The organism is Herbidospora galbida (assembly GCF_005233835.1).
Classification (GTDB): domain Bacteria; phylum Actinomycetota; class Actinomycetes; order Streptosporangiales; family Streptosporangiaceae; genus Herbidospora; species Herbidospora galbida.
This window is the reverse complement of record NZ_SZQA01000005.1, coordinates 208,597-230,989: the sequence shown is the minus strand read 5'-3', so window position 1 is coordinate 230,989 and position 22,393 is coordinate 208,597. Positions and strand designations below refer to the sequence as shown.

The following is a 22,393-nucleotide window of genomic DNA, read 5'->3' as shown; positions in this document are numbered from 1 at the left end:
CGCTACGGGACCCCACGCCTATTTCGCCTCCGGCATCACGATCGACGAACCCGGTGCTGCGGCTCAAAGGTCCGCTGGCACGAAGCCGCCGCCCGTTGTTCTGGTGGCGTCGTCCGTAAGGCGTTGCTCAGAGGCCTGGGGTGGCGGGTTGTTTGCGGCCGTCCATGACGCGGGTCGCGAACTCGATCTGGGTGCGCATCTGGCGGATGCGTTCCTCGACGACCAGGGAGGCGTGGCCGGCGTCGTAGCGGTAGACCTGGCACGGGCCCGGGACGGCCTCGATGAAGCTCTCGATCTGCCTGATCGGGCAGCGGGGGTCGTTCTCCCCGGCCAGGATCAGCAGCGGCGCCTCGACCATGTCGGCGTAGGTGATCGGGGAGGAGGCCGCGTAACGTTCCGGGACCTCTTCGGGGGAGCCGCCGAGCAGGGCGCGGTGGAGGGAGCGGAGGACCTCCGACTCGTCTTCGTAGGTCGCGCGGTGGTCGGCGATCGGGACGGCCGCGATGCCGGCGCTCCAGACCTTGGGCTGGGTGCCGAGGCCGAGCAGGGTCAGGTAGCCGCCCCACGAGCCGCCCGCCAGGATCAGCCGGTCGGGGTCGGCGATGCCCCGGTTGACCACCCAGTCGCGGACCGCCGACACGTCGGCCAGTTCGATGTGGCCGACGTCGCCGTGGAGGGCGTCGCGCCAGGCCGAGCCGTAGCCGATGGAGCCCCGGTAGTTGACCCGGACGACCGCGAAGCCGCTGTCGACCCAGGCCGCCACGTGAGGCAGGAACGAGTCGTTGTCCTGCGCCGACGGGCCGCCGTGCAGCAGGAACACGGTCGGGTAGGGGGCCGCCTGGCCGGTGGGCCGGGAGATCATCGCGTGGATCCAGCCGCCGGGGCCCTCGACGTCGACGTCCTCGACCGGGACCGACGGGGGCGCGGTCGGGCCGGGGCTCATGACCACGTGGCCGTGGCTCGACCGGATCACGGGCGCGTGGGCGGCGCTCGACCAGGAGTACTCGACCGTGCCGTCGGGGCGGGTGGCGGCCGACTCGATCACGCCGTGGGGCGTCTCGATCGTGGTCATCGCGCCGCCGACGAGGTCGTACTTGAAGAGCTGGGTGCGGCCACGGTGGTGGTTGACGATCAGGAGGGCGCGGCCGTCGTCGTACCAGTCGGCGGTGACCTCTCCGGGGTCGCGGAGGTAGATCTCGCGCTGCTCGCCGGTCAGCGGGTCCCAGACCAGCGGCTCGTGGCGGCCTCGGCGCTCGTGCAGGACCAGCAGGCGGCGGTCGCCCAGGACGGGGGAGAAGCGGATGCCGCGCACGCCCTTGCCGGGGCCGTCGTAGAGGTCGCCGACGACCGAGCCGTTCTTCTTCACCACGCGCAGGGCCGGGTGGCGGGCGTCGCCGTGCTCGCTGTGGTCGATGGCGATCAGGGAGCCGTCGAGGGAGATGCCGGCCACGGAGGCCGACTCCTTGTGCTGGTAGAGCACGGTCGGCTCGGTGTCCTCGCCCATCAGGACGATCTGGAAGCCCAGCCGGCACGAACGCCCGATGGCGGCGGTGCCGTTCGCGGCCAGCGCGAGACCGGCAGGGTGGCCCGGGGAGATGTCGAGCGGGCGGGCCGCGCCGCCGTGGAAGTGCTGGCGGATCCAGACGCCGTATTCGTCGCCGTCGGTGTCGGCGAACCACCAGATCCACTGGCCGGTGGGGTCGATGTCGCCGTAGGCCGTGCCGTTGGGCCGGTCGGTCACCTGGCGGCTGGTGCCGGTGGCCCGGTCCCAGGCGTAGATCTCCCAGGTGCCGGAGGCGTTACTGCGGTAGACCGCGTGGTGCGGGGCCTGACGAGCCCAGGTGGGCAGCGTCATACGCGGGGAACGGAACCTGGTCTGCCAGCGTTCCTCGGCCTTCATCGGCTTTCCTCCCGGGTCCGCCGTCGGTCGCGGTCAAGTATGTCCCGTCAGCCCCCGGAATGGCCGACAAACAGGGGATCTCAGGTGGGAATTTACGGTGAAAAACCCCATTGGTCACTAGGGCTGCGGGCACCATTTTCAGCTTTTCGGACGCCACACCGTGACCTGCACAGACATCCGCACCCGGGCCCCTTCCGAGACGCCGCCGGCGCGCGCGTGCCAGGCGCTCGGGCCCATCGCGATCACCGACATGACCTCGGCCGCCGTCAGGTCGACCCAGTCGGCGACCGGCTCGGTCACGTCGCGTGCGAAGTGGTCGCCGAGGGTGTCGGACAGCCGCCGTTCCTTTTCGTCGTCGACCGACAACAGACCGAAACGCTCGACGATCGGCGCCAGGTGATCGGGGTTCGGCGTGACCGTTATCAGTGTTCCCGTTGGTTTCAGGACACGGCGAAACTCACGGGCGTTCCGAGGGGCGAACACGTTGAGAAGCGTGTCAAACGCCGCGTCGCGTACCGGAAGCGGTTTCCAGACGTCGGCGGCGACCGCGCCGATCCTCGGATGGGCTCTGGCGGCCTTCTTCAGGGCGTGCTTGGAGACGTCGAGGGCGAGGCCCCGGTCGTGGACGGCCCGCGCCAGGTAGTAGCCGGTCCCGGCGCCGGCGTCGCCGACGACGCCCTTCGCGCGGGCGGCCACCGTCTCGGCGATCGGCGCGAAGGCGCCGCTCGCGAGGAACGTCTCACGTGCCGAGACCATCTCCGGGGTGTCGCCCTTCACCGGAGTGCTCAGCAGGTTGAGGTAGCCCTGCCGGGCGACGTCGAAGGAGTGGCCGCGCGGGCAGCGGGCGGCGCCCTCCACGAGGGCCAGGTCGTCGCGGCAGACCGGGCAGACCAGCAGGTCGATGACGTCTCCAAGCATCCGACCAGTATCCCGTCAAGTCGTCTGCAACCGGTCTGGGGTGAACTGTCCTTATGACGAAGAAGAGACGCAACTGCCCGAGTTGTCGGACTGTCCTGGACGAAGGCCCGATCGTCTACCGCTGCGCGAAGTGCCAGCGCGCCGTGTACGCCGCCGACGTGAACTTCGATTATTCCAACCGATGATGCACGATGACCGCATGTAGGAGAATAAAGTGCGGTAATGCCGTACGAACCGATGACCTTCGCCGGGGTCGAGGTCACGCCGCTGTGTGATGCCGTCGGGCCCATGGGGCCGAGCATCGCCCGGCCGCTGCCCGAACTGTTCCCCGGCGGGTCGTTCGCCGACGGCGAGGAGTGGATCCTCCACTTCCACTGCTTCCTGCTGCGCACCGGCAGCCACACCATCCTGGTCGACACCGGCGTCGGCGACCTTACCGGCCCCGCGGCGGGCTGGGCGCCCATCCCGGGCCGGTTGCTCCAGGAACTCGACGCGGTCGGCGTGGCCCCGGCCGACGTGGACACGGTGATCCTCACCCACCTGCACAGCGACCACGTGAGCGGCTGCGTCGCCGACGGAGCCCCGGTGTTCGCCAACGCGCGCCACGTGCTGCAGGAGGCCGAGCTCGACTGGCCCGGCGGCGGGCTCATGCGCGACCGGATCGTCAAGCCGCTCGGCGACCAGCTGCAGATCGTCCACGGGTCCAGAGACCTCTTCGAGAACGTCCGGGTGGCGCACACCCCCGGGCACACCCCCGGTCACCAGGTCGTCCTGGTCGGCGACCTGATCGTCTCGGGCGACGTGCTGCACCACCCCGTGCAGCTGGCCGACCCGACGATCGGCTACCACTACGACGACGACGCCGAGCGGGCGCTGACCAGCCGTCAGGTCGTGCTCGGCCGGGCCACCTACCTGGCGACCTCCCACTTGGCCGAGCCGTTCACGAAGGTCCGCTGACGGTAGCGGAGCACCTGGAAGACACCGAGGGCCCAGATCGGATACTGGGCGACCAGCGCCCACCGGAAGTCGCCGTGCAGGTCGAGCCCGACGCCGATCAGGCCGAGCAGGGCGACCGTGGCGAGGAAGCCGCCGCCGTTGACGACGCCGGTGGCCACGCCGATGCGTTCGGCCGGGTTGTGGGTGCGGGCGAAGTCTAGGCCGATCACCGAGCCGGGCCCGTTGGTGGCCAGCACCGTGGCCAGCAGCACGAGCAGCCACAGGGGCGAGGGGCCGGGCCAGAGCAGCACGGCCGTCCAGACGCCCGCGGTCGAGCCGACGACGCCGAGGATGATCCACGAGCGGCGGTGCGGCCATCGTCCGGCGACCCAGCCGAAGATCGGGTTGCAGGCCAGCGACACGACGGTGATCGTGGTCAGCAGCGCCCCGGCCGCGGTCGGCGACAGCTTCTGGTCCTGGAGCAGGAACGGGTAGCCCCAGAGCAGCAGGAACGCCGCCATCGACGACTGGGCGGCGGCGTGTGACCACAGGCCGAGCTGGGTGCCCGGTTCGGCCCAGGCGGCGCGCAGCCCGCGCGCGTTCGCGGCCTTCCCCGGCCGGGCCTCACGGAGCAGCACGACCACCACGGCGAAGGCGACCGCGCTCAGGCCCGCCGCGCCGAGGAAGGTGTCGCGCCAGCCGAAGGCGTGCAGGGCCGAGATCAGCGGTACGGCCGCCAGGATGCCCCCCAGCGCCCCCAGCAGCCCCGTGGTCTGCACCATCAGAGGGTTGCGGCCGGGCGGGAACCACAGGTTCACGATGCGGATCACGCTGATGAAGGTGGCGGCGTCGCCGGCGCCGATCAGGATCCGGGCCGCGATCGCCCCGGCGGCGCCGCCCGCGAAGGCGAAGACCAGGTTGCCGGCCGCCAGCACGACCGCCCCGGCGAGCAGCATCTTCTTGGAGCCCAGGCGGTCGACGAGGATGCCGACGGGGACCTGGAGGGCGGCGTACACGAGCAGTTGGAGCATCGCGAGCGCCGACAGGCCGGCGGCGCCGAGGTCGAAGCGGGCGGCGGCCTCCAGGCCGGTGACGCCGAGGGTCTGGCGGTGGAAGACCGCGACGAGGTAGGCGACGACGCCGGCGCCCCAGTAGAAGTAGGCCTTCCGCGTCCCCGACATGGGGCGATTTTACCTTTGGACCGTTTTCGCCCTTCGGGCGGTGCGAAGATCGCATGCCATGAGAAGACTGCTCGCCGTCGCCGCCGCCCTGGTCGCGATCATTCCCGCCGCGCCCGCCGCGGCCGCTCTCCCGTCGGGGCTGGTGTTCTACCGGTACGAGCACGGGGTGGCCATCCACTCGCCCTACGCCCGGCAGACCGTCGACCCGAACGGCCAGTTCTCGGTCTCGCAGGACGGCCGGAAGATCGCCTATGTCGACATCAACGGCAAGGTGCACGTGAAGGCGGGCACGGTCGACAAGATCATCGCGTCGGGCGCCGTCGCGGGCACGCCGTGCGCCACGCCGGCCTGGTCGCCCGACGGCACGAAGGTCGCCTACGCGGTCATGTCGACCGAGGGCAGCGCCCCGATCGCGGTCGTCGGCGCCGACGGCAAGGGCCGCAAGACGGTCGGCCGGACCTACGGCGTCTGCCACCTGGCCTGGTCGGGCAACGGCCGCTACCTGGCGGGCTACACCGGCACCACCGACGGCGTGCACGTGCTCGACATCACGACCGGCAAGTCGCGCAAGGCCAAGGGCGTCGGCTGGACCAACCACGTGCAGTCGCTGTCGCCCGACGGGCGCAAGGTGGTCTACCGCCCGCTGGGGCGGAACACCGAGGGCGGCGACGGCACCTGGCCGCTCTGGTACACGCCCCGCATCGTCGACACCGTGACGGGCAAGCGGGTCGTGCCGCCGGTCAAGGGCACCCTGATCGGGGCCATGTACCTGAACGACGGAAGGCTCGCGGTCAGGGTCAAGGGCGCGACCCGCAACACGGTCGTGGTGCTCTCGCCGGGCTTCAAGGTGGTCCGGAAGATCTCCGAACCGGTCCAGTACCGGAAGTACGCGCTGCTGCGGGTGCTCTGACAGGCACAGGCACAGGCCCGGCTCCGCGCGGAGCCGGGCCGTCCGCGCCCGATTACACGAGCGCGGGCTCCTTCCGCGGCGCGGGGAGTTCGTCCTCGTCGTCGTCGCCGTGCGACAGCCTCGGCAGCCAGTCGAGCCAGCGCGGCAGGTACCAGTTCCACTCGCCCAGCAGGCGCATCGTGGCCGGCAGCAGCACCGCGCGGACGATCGTCGCGTCGATCAGGATCGCCGCCGCGAGGCCCACGCCCATCTGCATGAACGTCAGCAGCGACAGGGTGGCGAAGACCGCGAAGACGGCCACCATGATCAGGGCGGCGCTGGTGACCACGCCGGCCGTCGAGCGGATGCCGTGGGCGACCGCGTCCTCGGTGCGCATGCCCTTGTCGTAGGCCTCCCTGATCCGGCTCAGGATGAACACGTGGTAGTCCATCGACAGGCCGAACAGGATGACGAACAGGAACATCGGCAGCCAGTCGGTGATCGTGCCCGTCGACTGGAAGCCGATGACGCTCTCGCCGTACCCCCACTGGAAGACCAGCACGAGCACGCCGTAGGCCGCCGCGACCGACAGCAGGTTGAGCAGGATCGCCTTGACCGCGACCACCAGGGAGCGGAACGAGACCAGCAGCAGGATGAACGCGAGCAGCAGCACGAACCCGAAGACGAGCGGCCGGGTGGCCGACATCTGGTCGTTGAAGTCCATCGACCCGGCGGTCGAGCCGGTGACGTGCGCGCCCGGCAGGGTGGCCGGGATGATCGTGTCGCGCAGCGCGTGGATCGCGTTCTCCGAGACCGCGTCGGTGCCGGTGCCCTTGATGCCGATGCTGATCCGGGCGACGTCGCCGCGCGGGTTGACGTCGACGGTGAACGGCTCGTTGAAGTGACCGGAGGCCAGCGCCTGCTCCTTGAGGCGCTCGATCGCGGCGGTGTCGGGGTTCTCGACCACCACCACGGCGGGCTCGTTGCCGCCGGGGAAGGCCTTGTCGATCGCCTTGAAGGTCTCGGCGATCTTGTAGTCGCCCTGGAGCTCGTCGATCGTCTGCGGGCCGGGCTTGAGGCTCAGGCCGGGCACGGCCAGCGCGATCATCAGGCCGCCGGCGATCACGACCGAGATGATCGGGTGCCGCAGCACCGGACGCAGGATCGCCCCCCACACGCGGCTCTCGCCGCCCCGCACGCCCAGGATGCGCCGCCAGGTGACCCGCCCCCGGGTCAGCACCCGGACGGTGCCGTGGAACGCGCGGGCGTCGATCTTGTCGCCGATCAGCGACAGCAGCGCGGGCAGCGCGGTCAGCGAGCCGACCACGGCGGTCAGCACGACCAGGATGGTGCCCTCGGCGAAGCCCATGAAGATCCCGTTGCCGGTCAGGAACATGCCCGCCATGGCGACGATCACGGTGATGCCGGAGATCAGCACCGCCCGGCCGGAGGTGCCGGCGGCGATCTCGATGGCGCGCTGCTTGCTCCGGCCCTTCGCCTGTTCCTCCCGCTCTCTCATGATGTAGAAGAGCGAGTAGTCGACGCCCACGGCCAGGCCGATCAGCAGCATGACATTGGTGGTGGCGGCGTCGACGGCCAGGAACTGGCTGGTCAGGGCGAGCAGGCCGGTCGCCCCGGCGATGGCGGTCAGCGCGAGCGCCACCGGGATGATCGCGGCCAGGATCGCGCCGAACGCGGCCAGCAGGATGCCCAGCGTGATCGGCAGCGAGAGCTGCTCGGCCCGGACGAAGTCGTCGTCGATGGCCTCGCCGATCAGCTTGTCGGCGCTGGCCCCGCCGGCCTGCTCGACCCGCAGATCGGGGTGGCGGGCCTGCACGCCCTCGACCGCGTCGAGCACCGGCTTCACCCGGTCGGCGGCGGTGTCGGCGTCGCCCTTCATGGTGAACTGGATCAGGGTGGTCCGCTTGTCGGCGGTCACCGGCGACGGCTGGGCGTCGTAGGGGGTCGTGACGTTCTCGGCCTGGCCGGTCGCGGTGATCGAGCGCACGACGTCGTCGACGGCGGCCTTGAAGGCCGGGTCGTCGACGGTCACCCGGGTGCTCTGCACCAGCACGATCTCACCGGCCGGGTCGACGAACCCGGCGCCGTCGAGGATCTGCCCGGCGGCGCGCGAGTCGCCGTTGGCGCTCTCGTAGGACTTCATCTCCGCCGTGCCGACGGCGCCTCCGACGAACGTGGCCCCGGCCACGAACGCCACCCAGATCAACAGCGCCCACCAGCGGTGGCGTGCGCTCCAGCCGCCCACCCGGGCGGCGATGTTCCGATTCCGAACCATGTCTACGAACGTAGAAATCGATCGGGGCCGGAACCTCCTGCGTGGATGGGAGATCGGCCCTCCTTCCGGAGAGCTAGGGGACAACCCCGGCTAACCTCAGGGCTGTGATGCCCGCAGACGTGTTCTACGCCCAGATCCACCGCGTGATCCCGGCCGCCGCCGGGTTCGTCACCGACGCCGACGACCGGGTGCTGCTGGTGAAACCCAACTACCGCGACCTGTGGGGCTGGCCCGGCGGCCACGTCGACGAGGACGAGACCCCTGAGGAGGCCTGCGGCCGGGAACTCAGGGAGGAGGTCGGGTTGACGCTCCCGGTGGGGCGGCTGCTCGTCGTCCATTGGGTGCCGTTGAAGGACGAGCGGCCTTATCCGCTCGTCCACTTCACCTTCGACTGCGGAGCCCTGCCCGACGGCGCGCGGATCACCCTCCAAGAGGAGGAGCTCGACGACTGGGGGTTCTTCACCCCCGCCGAAGCCGACAAGATCCTGCCCGACTGGCAGGCCCGGCGGCTGCACGCCTCCGTCGCCGCGCGCGCGTCGGGAGGGTTCACCTACCTGAGTTGAGGCGCGCGAGCTCGTCGTCGGACAGGCGCAGGTCGAGCGCCTTCAGCGAGTCGAGGATGCTCTCGGGGCGGCTGGCGCCCGGGATCGGCACGATGCGCGGGCTGCGCGCCAGCTGCCAGGCCAGGCAGACCTGCTGCGGCGACACGCCGTGGGCTTCGGCGATCTCGCCGAAGGCGGCGTGGTGGCTGCCCAGCTCGGACGCCGAGCCCATGCCGCCCAGCGGCGACCACGACAGGAACGCGATGTCGATCTCGTCGGCGACGTCGATCTCGGGCTCGCTGGTGCGGAACCGGGGCGAGAACTCGTTCTGCACGGCCACCAGGTCGTCGCCGAGGATCTCCCGCGCCACCCGCAACTGCTCCGGGTCGGCGTTGGAGACGCCGGCCATCTGGACCTTCCCGGCCTCGACGAGGTCCTTGATGGCGCCGATCGCCACCTCGTAGGGGACCTGCGGGTCGGGCCGGTGGTGGAAGTAGAGGCCGATCGACTCGACCCCGAGGGCCTTCAGCGAGCGGTCACAGGCCTGGAACAGGTATTCGGGCCGGCTGTCCCTGCCCCAGCCGCCGCCGGGCGTACGGGTGTGGCCGCCCTTGGTGGAGACCAGTACCGCCCCGGCGTCGCCGCTCCAGCTGTTCAGGGCCTTGGCGACCAGGCGCTCGTTGTGGCCTACGTCGGTGTGCGAGGGCGTGTAGGCGTCGGCCGTGTCGATGAGGGTGACCCCGGCGTCGAGGGCCGCGTGGATGGTGCGGATCGACTGGGCCTCGTCGGGCATGTGACCGGCGGTGGACATGGGCATCGCGCCAAGGCCGATGGCGCTGACCTGGCGGCTTCCGATGCGGCGGTTAATCATGCCCTCAGGCTAACCAGGGCGATCACAGACGTTTCAACAGAGCCTGCTTGGCGGTGGTGAACTCCTCGTCGGTGAGCACTCCGTCGCGGTGCAGCGCGCCGAGCTCCCGCAGGCGGCGCAGCACGACGTCGTGATCGTCGTCCTTCGGCGGGGCGGCCTCGATCGCGGGCGGCTCGGCCAGCGGATGGGGCAGCCGGGCGACGACGGCGGTCACCAGCAGGGCGACGGTGCGGGTCTCCTTGTCGAGGCCCCACAGGACGACGGAGGACGGGTCGTACTTGATCGGCGGCCGGGTCGACGGCTCGTCCTTGCGGGTGAACCTGAGCCGGCCGTTCTCCAGGCCGCCGTTGGGGATCCACTCGACCGCCGCGAGGTCGGCCAGCGCGATGCGCTGCGGCCCGGCCTTGCGCTTGGTGGTGTCGGCCGCCCAGTTGAACTCGATCAGGATCACTTCGCCGTCGAAGGTGATCAGGCCGTCGGAGGCGTTGGCGGTCAGCGGCACCGGAGGGCCGGGCAGCAGGAAGCGGTCGCTGGGCCCGTCGGGCACCCCCTCGGAGAGCAGGGCGGCGCGGACCTCGTCGGCGAAGTACTCGGCCGCGCCCGTCCGGTCGGCGTCGATGGTGAGCCGGTAGGGGTCGGCGGCCTCGGGGAGGCGTCCGCCGGTGGCGTGGCTGAACGGGTCGGCGCCCTCGCGCATGCGCAGGCGTAACTGGCCGCCCTTGCGGGCGGGCTGGTAGGCGATCCCGGCCACGGCCGCCAGCGGCACCACGAGTTCGCCGAGGGCCTGGCGGAGCTTGTTCACCCCGCGCTCCTTGGCGGGCACGATCCGGATGACGTCGCCGTTGAAGGTCCACGAGCCGTCGCGTACCAGCACCTCGGTCATGGCGGGATCCTACGCATCAGGTGGCAAAGTGGGGATTATGCGCGTGGGGATTCTGGGGCCGCTCGAAGTGCGGTCCGGCGGGGGCGAGGCCGTGACGATCGGCGGCGCCCGCCTCCGTGCCCTGCTCGTACGCCTCGCGCTCGACCCCGGCCGGCTGATCACCCACGACGAGCTGGCCGAAGCCCTCTGGGGCGACGCGCCCCCGGCCGACCGGGCCAACGCCCTCCAGTCCCTCGTGTCGCGGCTGCGCCGGGTGCTGCCCGACCCTGCGGCGCTGCGCTCCGAGCCCGGCGGATATCGGCTGACGCTGCCGAAAGAGGACGTCGACGCCCACCGGTTCGCCGCACTGGCCGCGAGCGGACGCGCCGCGCTGGCCTCCGGCGACCACCGGCGGGCGGCCGGGCTCCTGGGCGAGGCCGCCGCGCTCTGGCGGGGGCGTCCGCTGGCCGACGTGGCCGACGCGCCGTTCGCCGACGCCGCAGTGGCCGGCCTCGACGAGGCCTGGCTGACCGCCACCGAAGACCGCCTCGAAGCCGAGCCGGTGATCTCCGAGCTGCGCGACCTGGCCGCCCGCCATCCGCTGCGGGAACGCGTGCACGCGCTGCTGATGCGGGCGCTGGCCGCGTCGGGGCGGCGGGCCGAGGCGCTGACCGTGTTCGAGGAGGTCCGGCACGTCCTGGCCGACGAACTCGGCGTCGACCCCGGCGCCGAGCTGCGCGAGGCCCACCTGGCCGTGCTGCGCGAGGAGCAGGCGCCGCGCCGGGGGCGTCCGGCGCTGCGGGCGCCGCTGACCAGCTTCGTCGGCCGCGACCACGACATGGCCGAGATCGCCCGGCGGCTGGCCGACAGCCGCCTGGTCACCCTGGTCGGGCCCGGCGGCGCCGGCAAGACCCGGCTGGCCAGCACGGTCGCCGCGGGGCTCGACCGGCCGGTCTGGCTGGTCGAGCTGGCTCCGGTCACCAACCCCGACGACGTGCCGCAGGCGGTGCTGACGGCGGTGGGCGCGGGCCAGACCAAGGCGCAGGAGGGCACGATCGCCCGCATCGTCGAGGTGCTGTCGGGCGGCGAGGGCGTGCTGCTGCTGGACAACTGCGAGCACCTCATCGACGCCGCCGCCAGGCTGGCCGACGAGCTGCTCGGGCTGTGCCCCCGCCTGACGGTGCTGGCCACCAGCCGCGAGGCCCTGGGGATCTTCGGCGAGTCGTTGTGGCCGGTGCCGCCGCTGGCCGACGAACCGGCGGTCCGGCTGTTCCTCGACCGGGCCGAGGCGGTGCGTCCCGGGTTCGCCCTCACCGAGGCCAACACGCCGGTCGTACGGGAGATCTGCCGCCGCCTCGACGGCCTGCCGCTGGCGATCGAGCTGGCCGCGGCCCGGCTGCGCTCGCTCACCGTCGACCAGGTGGCGGCCCGGCTCGACGACCGGTTCCGGCTGCTGACGGGCGGGAGCCGTACCGCGATGGCGCGGCACCAGACGCTCCGCGCGGTGGTGGCCTGGAGCTGGGACCTGCTCGGCGACGACGAGCGCGACCTGGCCGAACGGCTCGCGGTGTTCCCCGGCGGGTTCACCGCCGAGGCGGCCGAGGCCGTGGGGGGCTCGCTCGACCTGCTGGCCGCCCTGGTCGACCGGTCGCTGCTCCAGCTCATCGACGGGCCCCGCTACCGGATGCTGGAGACCATCCGCGAATACGGCCTGGAGCGCCTGGCCGAACGCGGCGAGGTCGACGAGGTCCGCCGCGCCCACACGCGCTACTTCCTCGACCTGGCCGAGCAGGGCGGCGCCCAGATGCACGGCCACGGGCAGCTGAGCTGGATCCGCATCCTCGGCACCGACCACGACAACCTGCTGGCCGCCTTCCACTACGCCATCGAGCGGGGCGACGCCGCCACCGCGACCAGGATCACCGCCGCCCTCGGCACGTTCTGGATGATCACCGGCCGCCGGTCGGAGTCGGTGCCGTGGCTCAAGTCGGCCCTCGACCTCGACGGCGAACCCGACCGGAACGCGTGGCTGATCACCACGATGATGTACCTGCTGAACTCGCTGATGAGCCAGCCGGTCGAGGACGTCGACGGGCTGATCGCCCGGTTCGGCGAGATCTCCCGGCAGGCCGAGGTCGACGACGACCCGCTGCTCTGCCTGATCACCCCGATCTACCACCTGTTCCTCGACGACGTCGACGGCGGCCTCGCCGCGATCGACCGGGCCTTCGGCGTGGCCTCCCCGTGGAGCAGGGCGATGCTGCTGATGTTCCGGGGCTTCATGCTGGAGAACGAGGGCGACCCCAACGGCATGCTGGCCGACCTGCGGGAGGCCGCCGTCGGGTTCCGCGAGGTCGGCGACCGCTGGGGGCTGGCCCAGGCGCTGACGTTCATCGCCGACGCGGCCATGCTGTTCGGCGACTTCGACCTCGTGGTCAAGTCGCTGGAGGAGGCCATCGAGCTGACCCGGCTGCTCAACCCCGACGACGACGCCGGGCACCAGCGCATGTACCTGGCCACCGCGCGCAGCCGGCAGGGCGACGTCGAAGGCGCCCGCCACGAGCTGCGGCTGATGGCCGAGTCGAGGCGGAACGAGTGGTCGATCAGGGACGCCGCCTTCTCCCGGATCGGGCTCGGCGACCTCGCCCGCGAGGTGGGCGACCTCGTCGAGGCGAGGTTCCAGTACGAGCAGGCCGCCGTCGCCGTCGACCAGTCGGGCATCGTGTCGCCGCAGTTCCGGGCGCTGGTGCTGACGTGTCTCGGCCATCTGGCGGTGGCCGAGGGCGACCTGGAAGCGGCGGCCTCCCTCGCCGCCGAGGCCGCCGGACTGGCCGACTCGGTGCGCGACCGGCCGGTGCTGGCCAGGGTGGGCGTGCTGGCCGCCGAGGTCGAGGGCGTACGCGGGAACGCCGAAGGGGCGGCCCGGCTGCTCGGCGCGAGCGAGCAGCTCCGGGGCGCCCCCGACGCGTACAACCCCGATGTCTTCCGGATCTCCGTGCAGTTGCGGGAGACCCTCGGCGAGGAGGCCTACCAGCAGGCTTACGGCAAGGGCGCGGCCCTCGACCGGCCGGCCGCGATCGATCAGGTCCTGCGCCGGTAGGCCCGCACCGCCAGCGGCGCGAAGACCGCCAGCAGGCCGAGGCCCCAGGCGACGACCCACACGACGTGGCCGGCCACCGGTCCGCCGATCATGAGGCCGCGGGCGGCCTCCATCGCGTGGGCGACCGGGTTGACCTGCACCCACGACTGGAGCCAGCCGGGCAGGGTGTCGACCGGGGCCATCATGCCGGTGCCGAACGTCAGCGGGAACATCGTCAGGAACGCGACGCCCTGCACCGCCCCCGGCTCCCGCAGCACCATCCCGAGCAGGACGAACGCCCAGCTCAGGCAGAACGCGAACCCGATGGTCATGACCACGGCCGCGAGCGCGGGCACGATGCCGTTGACCAGCTCGAAACCGAGCACCAGCCCGCAGATCGTGAGGGAGAGCGTGGCGACGACGTAGCGGATCAGGTCGCCGAGCACCGACCCGATCAGCGGCGCCGACCGCCCGATCGGGAGGCTGCGGAACCGGTCGAAGACCCCCTTCTTGAGGTCGGTGTTGAGGCTCACGCCGGTCGCGACCGAGGCGAACACGACGGTCTGCACGAGGATCGCCGGGAGGAGGAACTGCAGGTACTGGTGGGTGTCGCCGGCGATGGCGCCGCCGAGCAGGAACACGAACAGCACCACGAAGATGATCGGCTGGAGGGTCACGTCGAGCAGTTGCTCGGGCGTCCTGATCGTCTTTATCAAGCTCCGCCGCGCGAGGGCGAGACTATGTCTGACCAGCCCGAAAGGGCGTGGCTGAGAGCGGGTGGGGGCGGTCTTCGGGGACTGTACGGGGGAGAGCGTGGTCGTCGTCATGGGGGATTCCTCTCAGGCCGCTTCTTCGTCGGTGGCGCGCTGGCCGGTGAGGGTGAAGAACACCTCGTCGAGGCTGGGCAGGCGCAGGGAGAGCTCGGTGACCGACACGCCGGCCTGGGCCAGCCGCGCCACCGCCTCGGTGAACTGGGCGTCGCCGTCGACGGGCACGGTGACCACGCCGCGGCTGGGCGATTCGGCCGGACGGCCGGAGACGCTCGTGAGGATGGCCTCGGTCTCGGCGAGGCGGGCCGGGTCGGCCGGGCGGGCGAGGATGGTCTGGCCGCCGACGATCTGCTTGAGCTGGGCCGGGGTGCCGTGGGCGATCGACCGGCCGTGGTCGACGACGGTGATCTCGTCGGCCAGCGCGTCGGCCTCCTCCAGGTACTGCGTGGTCAGCAGCACGGTCACGCCGTCCTTGACCAGCCCGCGCACGATGTTCCACACGTCGTCGCGCTTCGACGGGTCGAGCCCCGTGGTGGGCTCGTCGAGGTAGATGACGTCGGGCCGGCCGACGAGGCTGGCGGCCAGGTCGAGGCGGCGGCGCATGCCGCCCGAGTAGGTCTTGGCTTGCCGCGCCCCCGCGTCGGCCAGCCCGAACTCGGCCAGCAGCTCGGTGGCCCTGGCGATCGCCTCACTCTTGCGCAGGTCGAGCAGCTGGCCGATGAGGACCAGGTTCTGCATGCCGGTCAGGTCTTCGTCGACGGAGGCGTACTGGCCGGTCAGGCCGATCAGGCGGCGGACCTTGGCGGCGTCCTTGACGACGTCGAGCCCGCCGACGAACGCGCGTCCCTCGTCGGGGCGCAGCAGCGTGGCCAGGATCCGGACGGCGGTGGTCTTGCCGGCCCCGTTCGGGCCGAGCACCCCGAGCACGGTCCCCTGCGGGGCGGAGAGATCGAGCCCGGCCAGGGCGGTCGTCTTCCCGTAGCGTTTCACGAGGCCCCGGGCCTCGAATGCGTATTCCATGCCTCAAGGGTGCGGCTCGCCCCTGTCATCCGGCGCACAGCGCGCTGTCAGCCTCAGCGGGCCCTCAGCAGCGTCTCAGCCCGCTCTCAGCGAGCTGTGCGGCGCCAGCCGCCGGGCCAGGTCGCGGGCGGCCTCCCGGCCGGCCCGGTTCGCGCCGACCGTGCTGGCGGAGGGGCCGTAACCGACGAGGTGGACGAGAGGGTTGACCACGACGCGGGTGCCGTCCATGCGGATGCCGCCGCCGGGTTCGCGCAGCTTCAGCGGGGCCAGGTGGCGCAGGTCGGCGCGGAAGCCGGTGGCCCAGACGATGACGTCGGCGCGGAAGACCTCCTCGCCCCACGACACGCCGTCGCTCACCAGATGCGTGAACATCGGCCGCCGGGTCAGCACGCCCCGTTCGAGGGCCTCGGTGACGACCGGCGTGTACGTCAGGCCGGTCACGCTCACCACGCTCTGGGGCGGCAGGCCAGAGCGCACCCGCTGGTCGACGAGCGCCACGACGTCGCGGCCGTCGAAGCCCTCGGGGCGGAAGTCGGGTTCACGGCGTGTCACCCAGAGCGTCGAGCGCGCCACCGCGCCGACCTCCGAGAGCACGTGCATCGCGGAGTGCCCGCCCCCGACGACCACGACGTTCAGCCCGGCGAACTCCGCCGGGCCCGCATAGGACGCGTAGTGGAGCTGCCTGCCGTCGAAACGCCCGGGATAGAAGGGCCAATGGGGGCGGGTCCAGGTGCCGGAGGCGTTGACGATTCCCCGTGCGCGCCAGGTGTCGTCGACCGTGAATCCCGGTTCGACTTTTCCTACTTTGTGTGGACGCACGACGTCCAAACCCATTTGTGATTCATAAGAGGCGAAATAATCCGGTACGGCCTCCGCCGCCGCCTTTCCCGGGTCGACAGCAGGCCGGGACATCCCCGGCAAATCGAAGATGCCGTGCACGCGATCCATTGTCAGCGTGGGGGATCGGTGCCGCCACGCCCCGCCTGGGGAGTCCTCCGCGTCGAGCACGACCTGCGACAACCCGAACCGCCGCAGGAAGTACGCAGCGGACAATCCCGCCTGACCTGCCCCGATCACCACAACATCGACATCGATCACGACATCCTCAACCAAGCGAACCTCGCGGAACTTCCCGAATTAACGGACATTTCCTGGCCGAGCTTTCCCGCGCCTTTGTGTGTGCTGCCAAAGGAGATCCGCCCACTTATTGCATGATCGGCACATGAGGTACGGAACGTACATGATCGCCCTAATCATGGGCCTCGGTTTCATGGGGGTCGCGCTTCCCGCGCAAGCCGCCCCTCTCTCTGACACCCAGGTCGTGGGCCACGCGCCGGTTCAGAAGTACAAGAAAGCCAAGAGAGTCAAGGTGATCAAGTACCGGGTGAAGAAGCGGCACATCCGCATTCGCCCGAAGATTGAATGGCACCACATCCACCACTACCACCGCATCTTCCACACGAAGCACTGGCTGCACAAGCACCACCACCACAGGCGCCACTTCGTGCACAGGCACCACCACCACAAGCACGACAACCACATCATTCACGACCGTTGCTGGAACAAGCACATCCACCACGAGCACGAGCACCTGAAGAAGCCGCACAAGCACCACCACCGCCCGCACCACCACCACCGTCCGCCGATGGTTCCGCTCGAGCCGCCGGCGACGAACGGCTTCGAGGGCCTCGAGGGTTCGGCCCAGCGTGTGGCTGTCGGCTCGCACGACCGTCACTGCAGGGATGGCCACTTCTACGACGAGACCGGCGATGACGGTTTCGAGGAAGAGGACGGCTTCGAGGATGACGACGAGTTCGGTGGCGGCGCCATCGGCGGCTCGGCCGGTCCGGCCGCCGCGGGTTCCACCATCACCGGCGTCGTGCACGTCGCCGGCAAGCCGGTGACCCTGCTTCCGCAGCTGAACGCTCAGGTCAACGGCGGTAGCTGCCCCGCGGGTAGCACGCTGGTCGGCGGTTCGTGGACCGTTCCGCTGCTCAGCCAGGGCGTCCCGATGGCGCCCATCCGCAGCGCCGCCAGCGGCGCTCAGTGGCAGATGCAGTTCATGAACACCGGCAGCCTGCCGACCGTCGTGACGGTCTCGTCGAGCTGCCTGGCCCACTCCTGATGATTCACGCCTGACGATTCAGGAGTCGGCCGGTAGATACCGGGTTGACAGCCAGATCACCGCTCCGAGGACCAGTCCCACAGAAAGGGCCAGCCGAAGCGACGTCGCGTCGGCGAGGAACCCGATCAGGACTGGTCCGAGGAGCAACCCGGCGTAGCCGATGGCGGCCGTCTGCGCGATGGCAGGCCCCGACTGCGCCGGGTCGGCTCCCCCCGCCAGCGACAGCGCGAACGGGATCACGGTGGCCATCGCCACCCCGGCGACCAGCAGCCCGACCAGCGCGACCTCGGCCACCGGCGCCGTGATCACCACCCCGAACGACAGCGCCACCACGAGCCCGCCGAAGCGCAGGCACGCGGCGGCGCCGTAGCGTCTGCGCAGCCGGTCACCGGCGAGCCGGGCGGCCAGCATGCCGCCGGCGAACAGCGGATATCCGAGGGCGGCCAGCGACTCGGGGGCGCCCAATACGTCGCGCAGGTAGAGACCGTTCCAGTCGCCCACCATGCCCTCGATCATGAACGCCGCGAAGACCACCACGCCCAGCACGTAGACCACGGGCGGCAGCCGCCGGCGTACCGCCGCGCCGCCGTCGTCGCCGCGGGGGTCGGGCAGGTACGTGCGCGCCAGCGCCGCCGCGACCGGCAGGCCGGCCAGCGCCACCAGGATCAGATGGTCGCGGAACGACAGCCCCAGCCTGATCGCGCCGATCCCGAGGGCCCCCGACGCGATAGCCCCGACGGACCACCCGGCGTGGAACCCGCTCATCAGCGACCGGCCCGAGGCGTTCTCCACCACCGAGCCCTGGGCGTTCATCGAGATGTCGAACAGGCCGACCGCCACGCCGAACGCGGCGGCCGCGACGATCAGCACGACGTAGTCGGGCGCCAGCGCCACCCCGGCCAGAGTGAGCGCGCTGAGCGGCATCGCCAGGGTGAGCGACCGGCCGCTGCCGAGGCGGCGCAGCATGGGCCGGGAGCCCTGCATGGCCAGCAGCCCGCCGACCGCCCACGCGAGCAGGACGATGCCGAGCTGCGATTTGGTCAGGTGGATCGCGTCGGTCATGGCCGGGACGCGGACCGTCAGCGTGCCGGACATGATCCCGCACAGCACGAAGGACGACGTCGTTCCGAATCGGGCCCGGGTCAGGTCGTGGGCCAACAGGTGTCCTCTCGATCGGTCAGGGAGGGGAGGGCACGCAAACCTGACCAGATTAGAAGACCGATCGGAAATGTAGGGATTTGGCCAGCATGTCACGATGGTTACATGCGTGCCGGAATCACGATCCTGCCCGAACACCGCCGACCCGAGCTCGAACGCCGCTGGCGAGCCGCCGAGGCCTACGGCTTCGCCCACGCCTGGACCTTCGACCACCTGGGCTGGCGCACCCTCGTCGACGGCCCCTGGTTCGGCTCGGTGCCGACCCTGGCGGCCGCGGCGATGGTCACCTCGACCATCGAGATCGGCCTGCTGGTCTCCTCGCCCAACTTCCGCCACCCGGTGCCGTTCGCCCGCGACCTCACCGCCCTCGACGACCTCTCCCAGGGCCGCTTCACGCTCGGGATCGGCGCGGGCAGCCGGGGCGACTACGACTCCCGCGTCCTGGGCTGGAAACCCGCCAGCCAGCACGCCCGCTACGCCGAGTTCGTCGAACTGCTCGACCTGCTGCTGCGCGAGGAGCGGGTGTCGTGGTCGGGCGACTACTACGAGGCGGTCGAGGCCCGCAACGCCCCCGGCTGCGTGCAGCGCCCCCGCCTGCCCTTCCTGGTCGCCGCCGACGGCCCGAAGGCGATGGCGCTGGCCGCGCGGTTCGGCGACGGCTGGGTGACCCTCGGCGGACGCGGCAAGGAGACCCTCGGCGCCTGGTGGGACGCGGTCGCCGAGGCCTCGCGCCGCTTCGACGACGCGCTGGCGGACCTGGGGCGTCCGCGTGAGGGCGTGCGGCGGTTCCTGCAGTCGGACTCCGCCCCCGTCTATTCGCTGTCGAGTGTCGAGTGTTATCGCGATTTTGTAGGAAGGTCTGCCGAACTCGGTTACACCGACATCGCCGCGCCCTGGCCGCGCGAGACTGGCATCTGGGCCGGGGACGAATCGGTCCTCGACGCGGTGGCGGCAGACGTGCTGCCGGAACTCAGAAGGACCTCATGACCGAGCTGTTCGGCAAGCTCACCCCCGAGGAGCAGATCGACCTGCGGGCCCGCGGCCGAACCCGAACCTGGGCCCGGGGAGAGATCGTCTTCACCCAGGGCGACCCCTCGACGTGGGTGCTGCTGGTCCTGTCGGGCAAGGTGAAGATCTCGGCCGCGTCCGAATCGGGGACCGACGTGGTGCTGGCCGTACGCGGCCCCGGCGCCGTCGTCGGGGAGATGGCCTCCATCGACGGCGAGCCCCGTTCGGCGACCGTGACCGCGGTCGAACCGGTCGAGGGCCTGGCCATCCGCGACTTCGCCGGATTCCTGCGGGAGAACGGCCGCGTCGCGGTGCTGATCATGCGTACGGTCACCGAGCGCCTGCGCGACGCCGACCGCAAGCGGATCGAGTACGGCGTGCTCGACACCGCCGTCCGGGTCGCCAACCGGCTCGTGGAACTGGCCGAGCGCTACGGCGAGCAGGTGCCGGGCGGCGTCAGCCTCGAACTGCCGCTCTCGCAGGACGAACTGGCCAGCTGGGTGGGCTCCTCCAGGGAGGCCGTGAACAAGGCGCTTCGCGGGTTGCGTGATCGAGGTCTGATCGAGACGGGCCGCCGGCGCGTACTTATCAATGACATGGACGGACTGCGGCGCCGCGCACGTCAGTCGTAGTGAGTACTGGTTCACAGAACTTCCCGGCAGCCCGCCCTACTGTCGATCATGTTGGGGAATGGTGCTGGAAGGACAGATGTGGACATGAGCGACCGCCTGGCGGAGTTCGCCGCCGTTTATGTCACGCTCTACACGACCCACATGATCGTGGATCACTGGATCCAGACCGACCACCAGGCCTGCACCAAGATCCAGCCGGGCTGGGCCGGACGGCTGGCCAACACCACCCACGTCCTCACCCACGTCGTGCTGGCCTTCGCCGGCCTGATGGTGCTGGTCTGGCAGCTCGGCGCGGTCTTCGCGCCCGCCGACGTCGCGATCGGCCTGGCCGTCACGGGGGTCACCCACTGGATCGCCGACCGCCGCTGGCCGATCCAGTGGCTCGCCGCCAAGACCGGCCGGGGCAGGTTCGCCGCCCTCGGCGTGCCCCGTCCCGGCCACGACGACAACCCGTCCATCGGGACGGGGGCGTATGTTCTTGACCAGACCTGGCATCTCGCCTGGCTGTTCGTCTCGGCACTGATCATCGTCTAGGGGGCGTCATGATCCTCAGGTACGCGGCCTTCACCGCCGACCCGTCGGGAGGCAACCCGGCCGGGGTCGTCCTCGACGCGGCGGGTCACAGCGACGCCGAGATGCTCGCCATCGCCGCAGAGGTCGGCTACTCGGAGACCGCGTTCCTGTTCCCCGAGGGCGGCGACCGCTACACGATCCGCTACTTCAGCCCGCTGGCCGAGGTCGCCTTCTGCGGCCACGCCACCATCGCGACCTCGGTGGCGCTCGGCGAACGTACCGGCTCGGGCACCATCCACCTCACGACCAAGGCCGGCCCGGTCGACGTCGACGTGGTCGCCGAACCGAACGGCCCCGTCACCGCCACCCTCACCTCACCGCCCGCCGCCACCCGCCCGGCCGACCCCGCCGACGTCGAGGCGGCCCTGCAAGCCCTGGGCTACACCCCCGACGACCTCGACCCGGCCTTCCCGGTCCACGTCGCCAACGCCGGCATGAACCACCTGGTGGTGGGCCTGGCCTCACGAGAACTGCTGGCCGCCCTCGACTACGACTTCGAGGCCCTCGGCGCCCTGATGGCCGCCCGCGACTGGATCACCGTGCACCTCTTCTGGGCCGAGTCACCCGTGATCTTCCACGCCCGCAACCCGTTCCCGCCCGGCGGCGTGGTCGAAGACCCGGCCACGGGCGCCGCCGCCGCGGCCTTCACGGGCTATCTGCGCGACCTGGCCTTGATCAAGGAAGACGACGTCGTCACCATCCACCAGGGCGCCGACATGGGCCGCCCCAGTTTGCTGACCGCCGCCCCGCTCCCCGACGACCAGCGCATCAGGGTGAGCGGCCGAGCCGTCCGCTTCACGGAGATCTGACACGACGTCGGTCATATTGGGGGTTCGGCACTGTCATGGCCCTGGTCGGCGGGGCCTTGGCGGTCGCCGCCGCGCGAGAGGGACGGCGTGCACCGGCGGAGCTACCGGTGGGCTTCGGAGTTGGCGGCCCTGATCAGGCCGGGTGGCGTCGTCTTCTGTGGTGATCTCCCCGAGGTGTGGAACGTCGATCCGCTCGCGGGCTAACCAGTGACGTCCCAAAATGCGATTTCGTGTTCCATCCCGCGCAGGAACAGCTCGCGTGCCCGGCCCGGATGGACGTCGGCCTCGTCGATCATCTTGGCGATGCGTTCGGTGAGCGCCTGGAAGCCCGGGTCGGCGTAGGTCTCGACCCAGGCCCGGTAGCGCGGGGCGGCCGTCTCGGCCAGCGCCTGGCCCAGTGTCGAATAGCCCCACATGCACGGATAGAGCGCCGCCAGGCCCTCGCCGTAGTGGGCGGCGCTGTCGAGCAGGAACTCGGTGTAGGCGGCGCACGCCTTGCCCTTGGTGGCCGTGTTCAGGTCGGCGCCGTAGCGGGCCGACATCGACCGGTGGAGGGCGAGTTCGTCGTGGAAGGTCGAGTAGGCCAGGTCGACCAGGTCGCCGAGGTGGGCGTCGGGGGCCTGCCAGGCGAGCCGGGAGAAGACCCGCACGTAGTCGAGCAGGAACAGGTAGTCCTGTTCCAGCCAGGCCCGGAAGGCGGCCTCGGGCAGACTGCCGTCGGCGATCCCCCGGACGGTCGGATGGGCGAGCTGCCGCTCCACGAGGGGACGGCCGAGGCTGTGTAGTTCGGTGGAAAGCGACACGCCCCCATTTTTACCCGCCAC

General features: G+C 71.0%; 21 protein-coding genes. 10 read left to right on the top strand and 11 right to left on the bottom strand.

Features of this window, described 5'->3' with window-relative positions; genetic code table 11:
- Positions 1 to 127: 127 nt before the first annotated feature.
- Both FDA94_RS08505 and FDA94_RS08500 read right to left on the bottom strand, forming a co-directional pair.
- Complete coding sequence (locus FDA94_RS08505) at positions 128 to 1,900, bottom strand: S9 family peptidase (RefSeq protein WP_137246466.1); 1,773 nt, start codon at positions 1,898 to 1,900, stop codon at positions 128 to 130.
- A 138-nt stretch (positions 1,901 to 2,038) separates the two neighbouring features.
- On the bottom strand, positions 2,039 to 2,818 hold the full coding sequence (locus FDA94_RS08500) for a putative RNA methyltransferase (RefSeq protein ID WP_137246465.1): 780 nt from the start codon (positions 2,816 to 2,818) through the stop codon (positions 2,039 to 2,041).
- 222 nt (positions 2,819 to 3,040) lie between these two features.
- Here FDA94_RS08500 and FDA94_RS08495 point away from each other — a divergent pair, with 222 nt between their 5' ends.
- A complete protein-coding gene (locus FDA94_RS08495; RefSeq protein WP_137246464.1) occupies positions 3,041 to 3,775 on the top strand; it encodes an MBL fold metallo-hydrolase in 735 nt (244 codons plus the stop codon).
- Here the strand turns inward: FDA94_RS08495 and FDA94_RS08490 are convergent.
- On the bottom strand, positions 3,727 to 4,935 hold the full coding sequence (locus tag FDA94_RS08490; protein ID WP_137246463.1) for an MFS transporter: 1,209 nt from the start codon (positions 4,933 to 4,935) through the stop codon (positions 3,727 to 3,729). The genes FDA94_RS08495 and FDA94_RS08490 overlap by 49 nt on opposite strands.
- A 58-nt stretch (positions 4,936 to 4,993) precedes the next feature.
- On the opposite strand from FDA94_RS08490, the gene FDA94_RS08485 reads away from it, so the two are divergent.
- Positions 4,994 to 5,845 carry a PD40 domain-containing protein gene (locus tag FDA94_RS08485; protein ID WP_170990836.1) on the top strand — a complete coding sequence of 284 codons (852 nt, stop codon included), beginning with the start codon at positions 4,994 to 4,996 and terminating at the stop codon, positions 5,843 to 5,845.
- A gap of 52 nt (positions 5,846 to 5,897) precedes the next feature.
- Here FDA94_RS08485 and FDA94_RS08480 read toward each other — a convergent pair whose 3' ends face one another.
- Positions 5,898 to 8,120: an MMPL family transporter gene (locus FDA94_RS08480; protein WP_137246461.1), complete on the bottom strand. Its 2,223-nt coding sequence runs from the start codon at positions 8,118 to 8,120 to the stop codon at positions 5,898 to 5,900.
- Positions 8,121 to 8,227: 107 nt separating this feature from the next.
- Here FDA94_RS08480 and FDA94_RS08475 point away from each other — a divergent pair, with 107 nt between their 5' ends.
- Complete coding sequence (locus FDA94_RS08475) at positions 8,228 to 8,683, top strand: NUDIX domain-containing protein (RefSeq protein WP_137246506.1); 456 nt, start codon at positions 8,228 to 8,230, stop codon at positions 8,681 to 8,683.
- Here the strand turns inward: FDA94_RS08475 and FDA94_RS08470 are convergent.
- Together FDA94_RS08470 and FDA94_RS08465 are read right to left on the bottom strand one after the other, a co-directional pair.
- A complete protein-coding gene (locus FDA94_RS08470; protein WP_137246460.1) occupies positions 8,667 to 9,533 on the bottom strand; it encodes an aldo/keto reductase in 867 nt (288 codons plus the stop codon). The two genes, FDA94_RS08475 and FDA94_RS08470, sit on opposite strands and share 17 nt — an antisense overlap.
- 22 nt (positions 9,534 to 9,555) lie before the next feature.
- The gene (locus tag FDA94_RS08465) at positions 9,556 to 10,416 is read right to left on the bottom strand and encodes a DUF4429 domain-containing protein (RefSeq protein ID WP_137246459.1); all 861 of its coding nucleotides are present in this window, start codon (positions 10,414 to 10,416) and stop codon (positions 9,556 to 9,558) included.
- 37 nt (positions 10,417 to 10,453) lie between these two features.
- Here FDA94_RS08465 and FDA94_RS08460 point away from each other — a divergent pair, with 37 nt between their 5' ends.
- The gene (locus FDA94_RS08460; protein WP_212735229.1) at positions 10,454 to 13,495 is read left to right on the top strand and encodes an AfsR/SARP family transcriptional regulator; all 3,042 of its coding nucleotides are present in this window, start codon (positions 10,454 to 10,456) and stop codon (positions 13,493 to 13,495) included.
- Here the strand turns inward: FDA94_RS08460 and FDA94_RS08455 are convergent.
- The 3 genes from FDA94_RS08455 to FDA94_RS08445 form a co-directional block, all read right to left on the bottom strand.
- Positions 13,477 to 14,301, bottom strand: coding sequence for an ABC transporter permease (locus FDA94_RS08455; protein WP_137246457.1), 825 nt, complete (start codon positions 14,299 to 14,301; stop codon positions 13,477 to 13,479). The two genes, FDA94_RS08460 and FDA94_RS08455, sit on opposite strands and share 19 nt — an antisense overlap.
- A gap of 12 nt (positions 14,302 to 14,313) precedes the next feature.
- Positions 14,314 to 15,264: an ATP-binding cassette domain-containing protein gene (locus tag FDA94_RS08450; RefSeq protein WP_137246456.1), complete on the bottom strand. Its 951-nt coding sequence runs from the start codon at positions 15,262 to 15,264 to the stop codon at positions 14,314 to 14,316.
- Between the two features lie 75 nt (positions 15,265 to 15,339).
- A complete protein-coding gene (locus FDA94_RS08445; RefSeq protein WP_246059657.1) occupies positions 15,340 to 16,317 on the bottom strand; it encodes an NAD(P)-binding domain-containing protein in 978 nt (325 codons plus the stop codon).
- Between FDA94_RS08445 and FDA94_RS40355 the strand changes: the two genes are divergently transcribed.
- Together FDA94_RS40355 and FDA94_RS39845 are read left to right on the top strand one after the other, a co-directional pair.
- Positions 16,198 to 16,479: a hypothetical protein gene (locus FDA94_RS40355; RefSeq protein ID WP_246059659.1), complete on the top strand. Its 282-nt coding sequence runs from the start codon at positions 16,198 to 16,200 to the stop codon at positions 16,477 to 16,479. The genes FDA94_RS08445 and FDA94_RS40355 overlap by 120 nt on opposite strands.
- Positions 16,480 to 16,504: 25 nt before the next feature.
- Complete coding sequence (locus tag FDA94_RS39845) at positions 16,505 to 17,389, top strand: hypothetical protein (protein ID WP_212735228.1); 885 nt, start codon at positions 16,505 to 16,507, stop codon at positions 17,387 to 17,389.
- A gap of 18 nt (positions 17,390 to 17,407) precedes the next feature.
- On the opposite strand, the gene FDA94_RS08435 is transcribed toward FDA94_RS39845, so the two are convergent.
- A complete protein-coding gene (locus FDA94_RS08435) occupies positions 17,408 to 18,547 on the bottom strand; it encodes an MFS transporter (protein ID WP_137246454.1) in 1,140 nt (379 codons plus the stop codon).
- Between the two features lie 105 nt (positions 18,548 to 18,652).
- Between FDA94_RS08435 and FDA94_RS08430 the strand changes: the two genes are divergently transcribed.
- From FDA94_RS08430 to FDA94_RS08415, 4 genes are all read left to right on the top strand, one after another.
- On the top strand, positions 18,653 to 19,534 hold the full coding sequence (locus tag FDA94_RS08430; protein WP_137246453.1) for an LLM class flavin-dependent oxidoreductase: 882 nt from the start codon (positions 18,653 to 18,655) through the stop codon (positions 19,532 to 19,534).
- Positions 19,531 to 20,187, top strand: coding sequence for a Crp/Fnr family transcriptional regulator (locus tag FDA94_RS08425; protein ID WP_137246452.1), 657 nt, complete (start codon positions 19,531 to 19,533; stop codon positions 20,185 to 20,187). Before FDA94_RS08430 ends, FDA94_RS08425 begins: the two co-directional genes overlap by 4 nt.
- A gap of 84 nt (positions 20,188 to 20,271) precedes the next feature.
- A complete protein-coding gene (locus tag FDA94_RS08420) occupies positions 20,272 to 20,721 on the top strand; it encodes a DUF3307 domain-containing protein (protein WP_062340627.1) in 450 nt (149 codons plus the stop codon).
- 8 nt (positions 20,722 to 20,729) lie between these two features.
- Entirely contained in the window at positions 20,730 to 21,569 is an 840-nt protein-coding gene (locus FDA94_RS08415; RefSeq protein WP_137246451.1) for a PhzF family phenazine biosynthesis protein, read from the top strand.
- A gap of 200 nt (positions 21,570 to 21,769) precedes the next feature.
- Here the strand turns inward: FDA94_RS08415 and FDA94_RS08410 are convergent, their stop codons facing one another.
- Positions 21,770 to 22,372 carry a TenA family protein gene (locus FDA94_RS08410; protein ID WP_137246450.1) on the bottom strand — a complete coding sequence of 201 codons (603 nt, stop codon included), beginning with the start codon at positions 22,370 to 22,372 and terminating at the stop codon, positions 21,770 to 21,772.
- Between the last annotated feature and the right edge of the window lie 21 nt (positions 22,373 to 22,393).

Excerpts from the sequence above, each read along its gene's own strand:
- FDA94_RS08505 (WP_137246466.1), bottom strand. The coding sequence starts at position 1,900 with ATGAAGGCCGAGGAACGCTGGCAGACCAGGTTCCGTTCCCCGCGTATG.
- FDA94_RS08500 (WP_137246465.1), bottom strand. The coding sequence starts at position 2,818 with ATGCTTGGAGACGTCATCGACCTGCTGGTCTGCCCGGTCTGCCGCGAC.
- FDA94_RS08495 (WP_137246464.1), top strand. The coding sequence starts at position 3,041 with ATGCCGTACGAACCGATGACCTTCGCCGGGGTCGAGGTCACGCCGCTG.
- FDA94_RS08490 (WP_137246463.1), bottom strand. The coding sequence starts at position 4,935 with ATGTCGGGGACGCGGAAGGCCTACTTCTACTGGGGCGCCGGCGTCGTC.
- FDA94_RS08485 (WP_170990836.1), top strand. The coding sequence starts at position 4,994 with ATGAGAAGACTGCTCGCCGTCGCCGCCGCCCTGGTCGCGATCATTCCC.
- FDA94_RS08480 (WP_137246461.1), bottom strand. The coding sequence starts at position 8,120 with ATGGTTCGGAATCGGAACATCGCCGCCCGGGTGGGCGGCTGGAGCGCA.
- FDA94_RS08475 (WP_137246506.1), top strand. The coding sequence starts at position 8,228 with ATGCCCGCAGACGTGTTCTACGCCCAGATCCACCGCGTGATCCCGGCC.
- FDA94_RS08470 (WP_137246460.1), bottom strand. The coding sequence starts at position 9,533 with ATGATTAACCGCCGCATCGGAAGCCGCCAGGTCAGCGCCATCGGCCTT.
- FDA94_RS08465 (WP_137246459.1), bottom strand. The coding sequence starts at position 10,416 with ATGACCGAGGTGCTGGTACGCGACGGCTCGTGGACCTTCAACGGCGAC.
- FDA94_RS08460 (WP_212735229.1), top strand. The coding sequence starts at position 10,454 with ATGCGCGTGGGGATTCTGGGGCCGCTCGAAGTGCGGTCCGGCGGGGGC.
- FDA94_RS08455 (WP_137246457.1), bottom strand. The coding sequence starts at position 14,301 with ATGACGACGACCACGCTCTCCCCCGTACAGTCCCCGAAGACCGCCCCC.
- FDA94_RS08450 (WP_137246456.1), bottom strand. The coding sequence starts at position 15,264 with ATGGAATACGCATTCGAGGCCCGGGGCCTCGTGAAACGCTACGGGAAG.
- FDA94_RS39845 (WP_212735228.1), top strand. The coding sequence starts at position 16,505 with ATGATCGCCCTAATCATGGGCCTCGGTTTCATGGGGGTCGCGCTTCCC.
- FDA94_RS08430 (WP_137246453.1), top strand. The coding sequence starts at position 18,653 with ATGCGTGCCGGAATCACGATCCTGCCCGAACACCGCCGACCCGAGCTC.
- FDA94_RS08425 (WP_137246452.1), top strand. The coding sequence starts at position 19,531 with ATGACCGAGCTGTTCGGCAAGCTCACCCCCGAGGAGCAGATCGACCTG.
- FDA94_RS08420 (WP_062340627.1), top strand. The coding sequence starts at position 20,272 with ATGAGCGACCGCCTGGCGGAGTTCGCCGCCGTTTATGTCACGCTCTAC.
- FDA94_RS08415 (WP_137246451.1), top strand. The coding sequence starts at position 20,730 with ATGATCCTCAGGTACGCGGCCTTCACCGCCGACCCGTCGGGAGGCAAC.